We start from the raw sequence: 11,373 nt of genomic DNA on the forward strand, positions 1-11,373 counted from the left end.
CTAGCATTACAGTTGCATGTTTCTTTTGATGTGAGCGCACCGTGCGGCTGCCTGATGGGCTCGTCGCCAGATTGACCATGCGATGATGGATGCCGGCTGGATTTGGCGCTGTGCCATCCTTGTGGCGATGCGCCTGATCTCTTGCATGGACCATCGGATCAGGTTTGTGTCTGGGGTGCCATCCGCCGCGCCCATTGGAGAGTTTTTTGGGGTGTCTGGCGGTTCAGGTGATGGCGGATGGTAGCCAGCATGGCAAAGGCGAGCATGACCAGCGAGACATGCCGATGCCATCCGTGCCAGGAACGGGTCTCGTTATGGTCGAGACCAAGTTCGTTCTTGGCGGTCTCGAAACTATCCTCGATGGCCCAGCGGTGGCCCTCGACCTGGACCAGGGTTTCGATGCCGGTGCCGGCGGGGCACCAGGTGGTAAAGAAGGCCAGTTCGCCATCGGCGATGTGCCGGCGGATCAGCAGGCCGCGCGTCCACAGGCCGGTTCTGTTGTCGCTATATTCAGCGGCGTCCAGATCGGCCAGTTCCAGATAGGCCCAGTCATGCAGACGGGGGCCCTTGGTGCCCTCGCCACAGGATAGGCGCTGCCAGTCGCCTTGTTGTAGACCCTCGGCGATGCTCTTCGCCGTGCCGCCGACCGGCCTGGGCTTGTCCCAGGAATTGAACCGGTGATCGGCCTTGACGCCCAGCACATAGCCCTTGCCCTGGCGGCGCAGCAGCATCTCCAGGTCGCCCACGCCATAGACGCTGTCGGCGGCGACCCAGCCGAACGGCGTGCCCGCCGCCACGGCGCGCTCGATCATGGCCATTGCCAGCGCCGGTTTGGTGGCAAAGCCCGTCCCATCCGGGACATGCGCTGCCGCCAGCCGGTCGGCATCATCAGTCCAGACCTTGGGCAGGTACAGCGCCCGGTCGATGAACGCATGGCCGTGCCGCGACACGTAGCAGGCAAACACGCCGATCTGGCAGTTCGTAATCTTGCCCGCCGAGCCCGTATATTGCCGCGCCACCCCGCACGATGCCTTGCCCTGCTTCAGGAAACCCGTCTCGTCGATCACCAGCACGGCGTCATCCTCGGCCAGCACCTCCAGTGCATAGTCGCGCACGATGTCCCGCAGCGCATCGGCATCCCACCGCCCCCGGCCCAGGATCGCCTGCTGCCGCCAGGGGCCGGGGTCGCCAGCAGCCTCCGCACGCATCCATCCCGTCTTGCGCTGTTCTGCACCCAACAGCCCGTCCAGGAACAAACCCGCAGACGCTGCAACCCGATCCTGTGTGAACAACGGACGGATACGCCCCTTCACTGACCGCAACGAAACCGACCAAAGACCAAGCGTGTCCTCAAGCAAACCTGACATTCCATGACCCTCCGAATCATGGTCACCCATTGATTCAGAACTTCAGGAAATGCGCAACTGTAATGCCAGGCCTCCGCCGCCAGAGATGCCCCGGTCTTAGCCCTTGAGAGGGCTGCGCCAAATGACGAAAGGCATGGGGCAGCCATGATAGGAACGCGATGGTTCATTTACTAAACATGTTTATTATACGAGATTAGTAAATGAGGAATTCAGAGATGCCGCGCCCAACCCTGACCGATGATCAGCTGAATGACATGCGGACACGGCTACTGGCCGAGACCGGGCGCCTGATCGCACGCGAGGGCTACGCGGCCTTCTCCATGCGGCGCCTTGCGACCATGGTGAACCTGACCGCCGGCGCGCTTTATCGCTATTACCCGACCAAACATCATGTGCTGCTCGCTTATTTCGCGGAGGCGCTGGAGACCCTGACCAACCGGATCACGGTCATTTCAGCGGCGGAGGCAGATCATCGCATCGCGGTGCGTCGGATGATGGAAGACTATCTCCGGTTCTGCCTGGAAGATCGTGACCGGTTTCGCCTGCTGTTCCTAGAGAATGATCAAGGACAGTTACCTGAATTGTCTAAGGACCCGGTGGTGATCCATTCCTATCTGGTACTGCGTGATCGGGTATCTCAGGCCATTGCGTCAGGTGCGCTGCGGTCGATGCCGGCGGATCAGGCAACCCAAATCCTGTGGGGCGCTGTCCATGGGGTGATCTGCCTGTCCACGACTGTCGTCGAAATGGACTTTGGCGATACCAAGGCCCTTGCTTCCGCAGCACTTGAGAACGCCATCCGTGGCCTGACCCCCAGCGCGTTGGAGAATTGAGATGCGCGCCTGCCGTACCGCCCTTGCGGGCCTCTTTCTTCTGGCCACCCTTACCGGCTGTTCGCCAGAGCAGGCGCCGCTTGAAAAGCTGCGGCCCGTACGCACCCTCATTGTGACCCCCGTCGCAGATGGGGAAGAGCTGGTTCAGACCGGTGAGATTCAGCCGCGTTATGAGACGGCCCAAGGGTTCCGCATTGATGGGCGCATTGCAAGCCGCCTAGTCGATGTCGGTGCGCGGGTGAAGGCAGGGCAGACCATCGCCACGCTGGATGACCGGGACGTGCAGAATGAACTGCGCGCCGCCGATGCCGACATGCGCAGTGCCGCAGCGGCCGAAGATCTGGCCAAGGTGGCGTTGGAACGGCAGCAGACCCTGTTTGCCAAGGATATCGTGGCAAAGGCCCGTGTGGATGAGGCCGAGGCCAATTGGCAGAGCGCCCGGTCCCGACGGGAAGCAGCGGTCGCCACCTTGGCCAATGCCCGCAACAAGCTGGCTTATACGAAGCTGACCGCTGAAAATGACGGCATCATCACCAGCATCGGTGCCAATGCCGGACAGGTGGTGGCCGCCGGTCAGATGGTAGCAACACTGGCATCGACCAATGAACGCGAGGCCGTGTTCAATGTGGCGGAAACGCTGGTGCAGGGGGCACCGCATGACCTGCAGGTCAAGGTGTCCCTGTCCGCCAATCCAGCCATCAGCGTGGTCGGCACGGTTCGTGAAATCAGCCCCACGGCAGACCCGGTGACACGCACCTTCCGGGTGCGTATCAGCCTGCCCGGTGCGCCTGCTGACATGGCCTTTGGGGCCACGGTGACGGGGAGCGTCGTCCTGCCAACCGGTCTGATAATCGCGGTACCCGCCGCGTCGATCACCAATGATGGCGATAAGCCCGCCGTTTATGTTGTCGATCCGGCTACAGGCCTGCTTGTGCGCAAACCGGTAACGATTGCCCGGTACACCGCCGACACCGCCTATGTCGCTGCTGGCCTGGACAAGGGCGATATCGTGGTGACGGCAGGCGTCGCCAAACTTCGGCCCGGGCAGAAGGTCCTCTTGGAAGGGGTTGCCAAATGACCAACCATCATAAAGCTTCTTCCCCGAAGGGCTTCAACCTATCGGCTTGGGCGCTGAAGGAACAGCCTCTGGTGATCTTCCTGATGCTGGCCACGCTCCTGGGCGGCATCTGGAGTTACATGAATCTGGGCCGCAATGAAGACCCGCCCTTTACCATCAAGACCATGGTGGTACAGGCCTATTGGCCGGGTGCCTCGGCAACGGACACAGCCAGTCTTCTGACCGACCGGCTTGAGGAGAAGCTGGAGGAAACACCGCATCTGGACCGGCTGGACAGCTACAGCCGCGCCGGCGAGGCGGTAATTTTCATCAATCTGCGCGACGACACACCGCCGGCCAAGGTCGAAGACATCTGGTATCAGGTTCGTAAGAAGGTGGCGGATGTCACCCCCACCTTGCCGTCCGGTGTCCAGGGGCCCTTCTTCAATGACGAGTTCGGCGACACGTTCGGCATTATTTATGGCTTTACCGCCGATGGTTTCAGCATGCGCGAACTGCGCGACCGCGTCGATACGGTCCGCGCCCGGCTTCTGTCCACGCCGGATATCGGCAAGGTGCAGTTGATCGGGGTGCAGGAAGAACAGATCATTGTGGAGTTTTCACCCCGGCGGCTAGCCGCCATGGGGCTGAACGAACAAAGCGTGATGCAGGCCCTTGCGGCCCAGAATGCCGTGGAGCCGGCGGGCACCGTCCGCCTGCCTGATGAGAAGGTTGCCCTGCGCGTCAGCGGTGCCTTCGCATCAGAAGAAAGCTTGCGTCAGGTGACATTGCGGGCCAATGACCGCTTTGTGCGACTGGCCGATATCACCACCATCACGCGTATCCCGGCCGATCCGCCGGCCCCCCTGTTCCGGGTGAACGGAGAGCCGGCCCTGGGCCTTGCCATCTCGATGGCGCCGACGGGCAACATTCAGGTCTTTGGTCAGGCCATCAAGGGGCGCATGACGGAGATTGCCCAGACCCTCCCCCATGGCATTGAGGTGACGGAGGTTGCTGACCAAGCCGTCGTGGTCAAGCAGGCGGTAAACGGCTTTCTGAAGGTTCTGGTGGAGGCCATTGCCATCGTTCTGGCTGTGTCGTTCCTGTCGCTGGGCACGCGGGCCGGTCTGGTGGTCACATTGTCCATTCCGTTCGTCCTGGCCATGACCTTTATCGGCATGGAACTGACCGGCATCGGCTTGCAGCGTATCTCGCTGGGTGCGCTGATCATAGCCCTGGGGCTTCTGGTCGATGACGCGATGATTACCGTGGAGGCGATGGTATCGAAGCTGGAGGAAGGTTGGGACCTTACACGGGCCGCCACCTTTGCCTATGACAGCACTGCCTTCCCGATGCTGACCGGCACGCTTGTGATGATCGCTGGTTTCATTCCCGTGGGCTTCGCCGCATCCAGTGCCGGTGAATATTGCTTCTCGCTGTTCATGGTCGTGCTGATCTCGCTTCTGGCAAGCTGGATCGTGGCCGTGCTGTTCTCGCCCCTGATCGGCACCTGGGTTCTCCCCCGCACCATGGCCCACACCCATAGCAGCGCAGGCCGCATCATGCGCGCCTATAACAAGGCCCTGGAATGGTCGCTGGCTCACAGGGGCAAGACGATTGCCTTTGCCGTGGGCTTCTTGGTCCTGTCGGCCCTGGGGGCTGGCAAGCTGGAGCAGCAGTTCTTTCCGCCATCCGACCGACCGGAACTGCTGGTCAGTTTGACCCTGCCGCAGAATGCCTCATTGGAGGCAACGCAGCGCCAGGCGGCAAGGCTGGAAGCCCTGTTGAAGAATGATCCGGAGGTGGAACGGTTCTCCACCTATGTGGGTTCGGGGGCCATCCGCTTCTATCTGCCGATGGACGTCCTGCTGACCAATGACAATATCACCCAGACCGTCGTGGTGACCAAGGGGCTGGATGAACGCGACAGGGTGCGCGCCCGGCTTGAGGCGGCCTTTGCAGCAGATTTCACCGATCTGGTCTCCCGCGCCACCCCGCTGGAACTGGGACCGCCGGTCGGCTGGCCATTGAAGTACCGCGTCACAGGGCCGGATATCAACAAGGTGCAGGACTATGCCCAACAGCTTTCCAATGTTCTGGCTGCCAACCCCCATACGCGTGACATCAACCTGACCGCCGGTGAACCCCAGAAGCGGGTAGAGGTTCTGGTCAATCAGACCCAGGCCCGTGCCGTCGGCCTGTCATCACAGGATGTGGCCGGCACACTTTCTGCCATCTTCTCGGGTACGGGGATCACGGCTGTACGCGATGGTAATCGCCTGATCCAGGTGATCGCCCGTGCCGAAGCGGCTGAACGGAACGATCTAGCTACTATTTCCAACCTTCAGATCACCACACAAAGCGGACAGCAGGTGCCTTTGCGGCAGATTGCGCAGGTGCGCTTCGGTGTGGAACAGCCGGTGATCTGGCGGCGGCAGCGTACGCCCATCATCACGGTTCAGACCGATATCGCACCAGGGATCCAGGCCGCCACTGTCTCCGCCCAACTGGCCGCCTCGGTACAGGCGCTGGCGGCCAGCCTACCGGAAGGTTATGCCATCGCCGAAGGCGGCACAATTGAGGAATCCGAAAAGGGCAACGCGTCCATCATCGCCACCTTGCCTGTCATGCTGATGGTCATGATGGCGCTGCTGATGGTGCAGTTGCGCAGCTTCTCCCGCCTGTGGTTAGCTCTCGCCATGGCACCGTTCGGCCTGATTGGTATTGTCGCCGCCATGTTGCCGACTGGCACGCCAATGGGTTTCGTGGCCCAGTTGGGGGTCATCGCCCTGGCCGGTATGATCATCCGCAATGCCGTGATCCTGATCGAGGAGGTGGATGGCAATGTCGCCCGGGGCATGTCCGCACGCGATTCCATCGTCACCGCCGCCCTGCATCGGGCACGCCCCATCGTGCTGACAGCGTGCGCGGCCATTCTGGGCATGGTACCGATCGCCCATCAGGTTTTCTGGGGTCCGATGGCTTATGCGATCATCGGCGGCCTGACAGCCGCTACATTCCTGACTCTGACCTTGCTGCCCAGCCTGATCTCCCTGCTGTTGCAGTTTGAGAAAGTTGACACATCGTCTGTCGGGTCCGATCAGGCAGAGCTGGTTCCCAGTGATCGTGAAGTTTCTGCCCGGGGGTGAACTTGGTCCTATGGGGTCCACACCGCCGCATACAGCCTTTCCACTATGTCCCTGCATGCCGCGTTCAGTGTTTGCCCGTGGAGTGTGCAATGAGTACCAGTGTTTTGGGTTAATCTGGCCCTGACGTGATGATGACGCTGAGTGTTATCCAGCGTGGAAAGGTGGCTCTGACGCACTTTTGCGATGTGCCTTGTCAATCGGCGCCAATGACACGGGCTTGGAGCAGGTGGAGTTTCCCGCGGCCATACATCTGACGTTTGATGAGTTTCAGCTTGGTTATCTGGCCTTCGGTCTGGCCGTTGGACCATGGGGAGCTGATGGCTGCCTTCACAGTGGCCTGATCCTTGACGATGCCATTGGCGAAAGAGGCCAAGATGAATTGGTTAGCCCGCGCGCCAGGGTGCAAGGTCGGCGAACGATCTGCGTCGGATCATGCCCTTGAAATCGGCGATGATGTTCCTGGCATCGAAAATCGCCGGAACCTCTGTTTCGATGGCGGCAACCAAGACAGTCTCAACCTTTGTCAGCACATCGCGTCCCACGGTCATGGGTAGGGCAATGATCCAGGTCCATGGGGTTCGTTTGAGAGCCTTTGCCCCCATCTGAGCCGAGAAAGGCTCGACTTGCTTTCTCCATAAGGTGCCAGCAGTCAGCCACCTGCTGCATAATTCCAGGCTGGAACTGGGCGCCACGATTCTGAAACAGTTTCAGTAACGGCAGTTTCCAGGAGACGGCAACATCACTACGCCAGCGGCAATGGTGGTTCAGATGAAGCAATGGCGCGCCTGGGGTTATGCCGTGCTGCCGCAGTGAGGCTTTGTCCAGTTCTACCTGTTGAGAATTGTGCGGAGATCCGTTCCGCCTTACCGAAGCAACGCCAGACGCCAATAATTGTGGAAATTTGCGTTTATGCGTAAATCGAAGATTATCGAAATCAATCGATGGTGTATGATTTCGCAAAACTGGTAAGGGAGGGAACAATGCTGCGAGCCAATGCCCAACGCTGTGGTCGATCCATGCTGGCTTTTGCTGTCCTGTTGGGTGCGATCCTCGGCGTGTCTGATCCCGGCAGAGGCGAGGCGCCGACGATCCTGATGGGCAGCGCGATCAGTCAGACCGAGCCCCCGCCCCATGGTGAAATCGGCCAGAGCACGGTGCGGCGTTACACATCGCATATCAAGCAACCCGCTGTTGAAGTACGAGAGCGCTGGTTCCATCCCGGGTCGGTGCTGGGGCGCCATGTCCTGACCCATGATCAGACATTCTATGTGCTGGACGGAGATGCCGACCTTCAGGTCGATGGGGTGGTCCACAATCTCGGTACAGGGGATATGATCTATGCTTATGCCGGTTCCTGGGTCAGTGTCCGACCACAGGGGGACAGGCCGGCCAAACTGCTGATGGCCTGGGCCGCCAAGAGGGCGACGCCGGTGGGATCCGCCGTGATTGTGGGGCCGGAGCATGGGGTTCGCACCGAGCCGACACCATGGGGTCATGTTGGCCTTTCACGCGTGCAAGAGATTTTTCCACCCGCAGCGGATCGCCAAGTGGAATTCCGCCGGCGGGTCTACCTGCCGGGCGCTCGGTTAGGCCGGCACCAGATCCCACGGGACATGGCGGTTTACGTCATCAGCGGCCAGGGCACGCTAGGCGTGGGTGACCAGTCCCACGATCTCAGCCCCGGTTTGGCCGCCTATGTTCCGCGCGAGAACAGCATCGAGATCACCCAGACCGGACCGGAGCCGCTGGATCTTTTGATGGTCTGGGCGGCAGCGGCGATAGATATCGAGGCAGCACCACCGGTCCTAGCCAACGCGGCGGCGCTGGCGATCAAAGAGCCGCCGCATGGCGGGCAGGGGATGAGCATTGTCTCGCGGATGAGCGAGAAAGTGCCCAACCGTGAGGTCGAACTGCGGCTGCGTCGTCTACTGCCGGGTGCTGCTATGGCACCCTACACGATCCCGCGCGATCAGGTCCTGATGGTCTTGGACGGGCAGGGCGAATTGACCGTCGATGGGGTCAGCAGCGGTGTGGCGTCTGATCAGTTCATCTATTTGCGTACAGGCAGCACCTTTGGCCTGTCGCCGCGCGCTGACCGTCCCCTGTCTTTGCTGATGCTTTGGGCGGCGGATGCGCCGGCCAGCAAGGCGACGTGGGGGCCGGAGATGCTGCTGCAGGAGCCCGACTGGTACGGGTCCGACACGGCCCGAACCATTGCCGATAACGTCCTGCAATATCAGTCGCCGCAAGGCGGCTGGCCAAAGAGCACCGACCTGTCGCAGGCACCGGCGACAGAGGCCAGCATCCCAACCCCCGGTGATGGCCGTGCCAACTCACTGGATAATGATGCCACGACCCTGCCCATGGAGTTCCTGGCGCGGGTGGCAACCGCCACCAACAACCCCACATATCGACAGGCAGTCGTGCGTGGGATCGACTATCTGCTGGCCGCACAATATGACAACGGCGGGTGGCCGCAGTTCTTTCCCCTTCGGGAAGGTTACTACTCGCATGTCACCTTTAACGACAATGTCATGGCCAGGGTCCTGAACCTGTTGCAAGACGTGGCCTCTGGTCAGGCGCCCTATGCCTATATCGATCCCAAGCGCCGGGCCAAAGCGTCCAAGGCGGTGGACAGAGGCGTCGGACTGATCTTGCGTACACAGCTGAAAGCCGACGGCAACTTGGCGGGCTGGGCCGCACAATATAATGAACGCAGCCTGGAGCCGGCCTGGGCGCGCCGATATGAACCGCCCTCGATCTCCGGTAATGAGACGGTTGGGGTAGTCCGGTTCCTCATGAGGCAGGACAGGCCTTCCCCCCGTGTCGTGGCGGCAGTCGAAGGGGCCGTAAACTGGTTATGTGCCGTGGCGATCCGGGACAAGCGTCTGGATCGGTTCGTGAATGTGTCGGGCGAGAAAGATTTGCGAATCATCGAGGATGTCGGGGCGCCGCTGATCTGGGCACGTTTCCATGAGCTTTCGACAAGCCGGCCCATCTTCATGGGCCGGGACTCTGTGGTTCGATACAGTTTCGCTGACATCGAACATGAACGCCGTGTCGGGTATGGCTATTTCGGAACATGGCCGGCAAAACTGCTCAGTGAGGATTATCCGGCGTGGCGGGCAAAGTGGAAGCCGCGGAGCAGAGACGTAGCGGCATCCTGCGCCTTGCCTTCCTGACCAGCAACTGTCGCAAACCTGTCCCCGTCGCGACTGGCGGGGGCGGGTCTTCCATTGGCATACTGGATTATCGGGTCCTGAAGGCCCGGTCTGCGGAAAGAATCGAAAAAAATGGAAGCTGGCGATAAAAGTCGGAATATGTTCAAAGACTTCATGCCGTCGTGTCGGACGATGTCAGGCCAGATCCCGTCTTCATGGTCCGAACACAGACCGGCCCGCGAACGGCGAGGAGTAAAAAGACATGGCCCGAGTACTCAAGACCCGTTCCCCCCGCGCGGCAGCGGTTAAGGCATCCGCCTTTGGCAACCTGCTTCCCGAGGTACGCCGATCAAAAATCCTTGAATGGGTTCAAGAAGAAGGTAGCGCCCGCGTCCGCGATCTGGCCGACGCGTTCCAGGTGTCGGACGTTACCATCCGCCAGGATCTTGAACGGCTTGAAGCCGATGGCCACATCTCCCGCGAGCATGGTGGCGCCTATCTACAGTCGGTGCCCAGCCAGGTGCGGGCGATGGCGCTTCAGCACATGGTCAATATGGACGCCAAACGAAAGATCGCACGCGCCGCCGCCGCGCTGGTAAGCGATGGCGAGACCATCATCATCGATTCCGGATCGACAACGACGGAACTGGCGGCTCACCTGTCGGAACGTCAACATCTCAATGTCATCACTAACGCCCTGAACATCGCCTTGATTATGGGTGCGCTTCCCACCTGCACGGTCCTGATGCCCGGCGGGCAGTTCAAGGCCCCGACATTGTCCCTGACCGGGGAGCGTTCAGCCGCCTTCTTTGACGGGCTGTTTGCCGAAAAACTGTTCCTGGCGACAGCAGCGGTCTCCACCGAAGTCGGGTTGACCTTCCCCTCCATGGCCGATCTCCACGTGAAGCGGGCCATGGTCAAGGCCGCCACAACGGTCATCCTGCTGGCCGATTCCAGCAAGATCGGTCGCACGTCCCTGTCCTGGCTGGCCAATGTCGATATCCTTCACACGCTGATCACCGACAGCGCCATCAAGGATGCCGATCGTCTGGCGTTCGAAAGCCGGGGTGTCCAGGTCATTGTGGCCTAGCCCCCCGCACCCCTGAATTTCGCTTTATTTTCGTTTTAAGTTTCGATTATTTTTGTTTTATACTGATCTCACCAAAAACGGGGAGCCCTACGGCTCTTTGGCCGGTCGGTCCGTCCAGCCCGTCGGCATGAGGTGGAGGAAGCCTGTGAAGTTGATATCACGTCATGATTGGGGGGCAGTGCTGCTGCTCGCCCTTATGCTTTGCACCGGGGGTGCCTTTGCCGCCCCGCTGGCCTATCCCGAGAAACACCGCGTCATTGTGTTGACCGATGTGGAGAATGAACCCGACGATGCTGAGTCACTGGTGCGGTTCCTGACCTATGCCAACCAGTTCGACATTGAGGGACTGGTCGCCACGACCTCCATTCACCTGCCAGGCCGCACCAGCCCGGAAAAGATCCAGGAGATCGTAAACGCCTATGGTGCCGTCCGCGACAATCTGGAAAAGCATGAGAAGGGCTATCCTTCCGGCGCCAGGCTGTTGTCCCTGGTGAAGAGCGGGCCTGCGGCATATGGTATGACCGCCGTTGGCGAGGGTCATGACAGCCCAGGGTCTGAAGCCATCATCGCATCCGTGGACCGCGACGATCCACGTCCGGTCTGGGTGCTGGTCTGGGGCGGCCCCAACACCCTGGCACAGGCTTTATGGAAGGTCAGCCAGACGCGGACGCCGCCGGAAGTGGCCAAGTTTGTGGCTAAGCTGCGTGTCTATGCCA

Annotated in this window: 9 protein-coding genes; 6 read left to right on the forward strand and 3 right to left on the reverse strand. The window is 60.7% G+C overall.

Going from position 1 to position 11,373, the window contains the following annotated elements; translation table 11 throughout:
• Positions 1–158: 158 nt before the first annotated feature.
• The gene (locus Q0072_RS00995) at positions 159–1,367 is read right to left on the reverse strand and encodes an IS701 family transposase (protein WP_298324447.1); all 1,209 of its coding nucleotides are present in this window, start codon (positions 1,365–1,367) and stop codon (positions 159–161) included.
• 215 nt (positions 1,368–1,582) lie between these two features.
• Between Q0072_RS00995 and Q0072_RS01000 the strand changes: the two genes are divergently transcribed.
• The 3 genes from Q0072_RS01000 to Q0072_RS01010 are packed head-to-tail and all read left to right on the forward strand — an operon-like array spanning position 1,583 to position 6,406.
• Positions 1,583–2,200, forward strand: a complete 618-nt coding sequence (locus Q0072_RS01000) for a TetR/AcrR family transcriptional regulator (RefSeq protein WP_298324450.1) — start codon at positions 1,583–1,585, stop codon at positions 2,198–2,200.
• A 1-nt stretch (position 2,201) separates the two neighbouring features.
• Positions 2,202–3,278, forward strand: coding sequence for an efflux RND transporter periplasmic adaptor subunit (locus tag Q0072_RS01005; protein WP_298324453.1), 1,077 nt, complete (start codon positions 2,202–2,204; stop codon positions 3,276–3,278).
• Positions 3,275–6,406, forward strand: a complete 3,132-nt coding sequence (locus Q0072_RS01010) for an efflux RND transporter permease subunit (RefSeq protein ID WP_298324455.1) — start codon at positions 3,275–3,277, stop codon at positions 6,404–6,406. Before Q0072_RS01005 ends, Q0072_RS01010 begins: the two co-directional genes overlap by 4 nt.
• Before the next feature lie 193 nt (positions 6,407–6,599).
• On the opposite strand, the gene Q0072_RS01015 is transcribed toward Q0072_RS01010, so the two are convergent.
• Both Q0072_RS01015 and Q0072_RS01020 read right to left on the reverse strand, forming a co-directional pair.
• Positions 6,600–6,779 carry a transposase gene (locus tag Q0072_RS01015; RefSeq protein WP_298324469.1) on the reverse strand — a complete coding sequence of 60 codons (180 nt, stop codon included), beginning with the start codon at positions 6,777–6,779 and terminating at the stop codon, positions 6,600–6,602.
• 10 nt (positions 6,780–6,789) lie between these two features.
• A complete protein-coding gene (locus tag Q0072_RS01020; RefSeq protein WP_298324458.1) occupies positions 6,790–6,954 on the reverse strand; it encodes a hypothetical protein in 165 nt (54 codons plus the stop codon).
• 432 nt (positions 6,955–7,386) lie between these two features.
• On the opposite strand from Q0072_RS01020, the gene pelA reads away from it, so the two are divergent.
• The 3 genes from pelA to Q0072_RS01035 form a co-directional block, all read left to right on the forward strand.
• Complete coding sequence (pelA, locus tag Q0072_RS01025) at positions 7,387–9,588, forward strand: pectate lyase (protein ID WP_298324461.1); 2,202 nt, start codon at positions 7,387–7,389, stop codon at positions 9,586–9,588.
• Between the two features lie 241 nt (positions 9,589–9,829).
• On the forward strand, positions 9,830–10,657 hold the full coding sequence (locus Q0072_RS01030) for a DeoR/GlpR family DNA-binding transcription regulator (protein WP_298324463.1): 828 nt from the start codon (positions 9,830–9,832) through the stop codon (positions 10,655–10,657).
• A gap of 145 nt (positions 10,658–10,802) precedes the next feature.
• On the forward strand, positions 10,803–11,373 hold a 571-nt coding region (locus Q0072_RS01035), incomplete at its 3' end, for a DUF1593 domain-containing protein (RefSeq protein ID WP_298324466.1).

Source organism: Asticcacaulis sp., assembly GCF_027484505.1.
Taxonomy (GTDB): Bacteria; Pseudomonadota; Alphaproteobacteria; order Caulobacterales; family Caulobacteraceae; genus Asticcacaulis.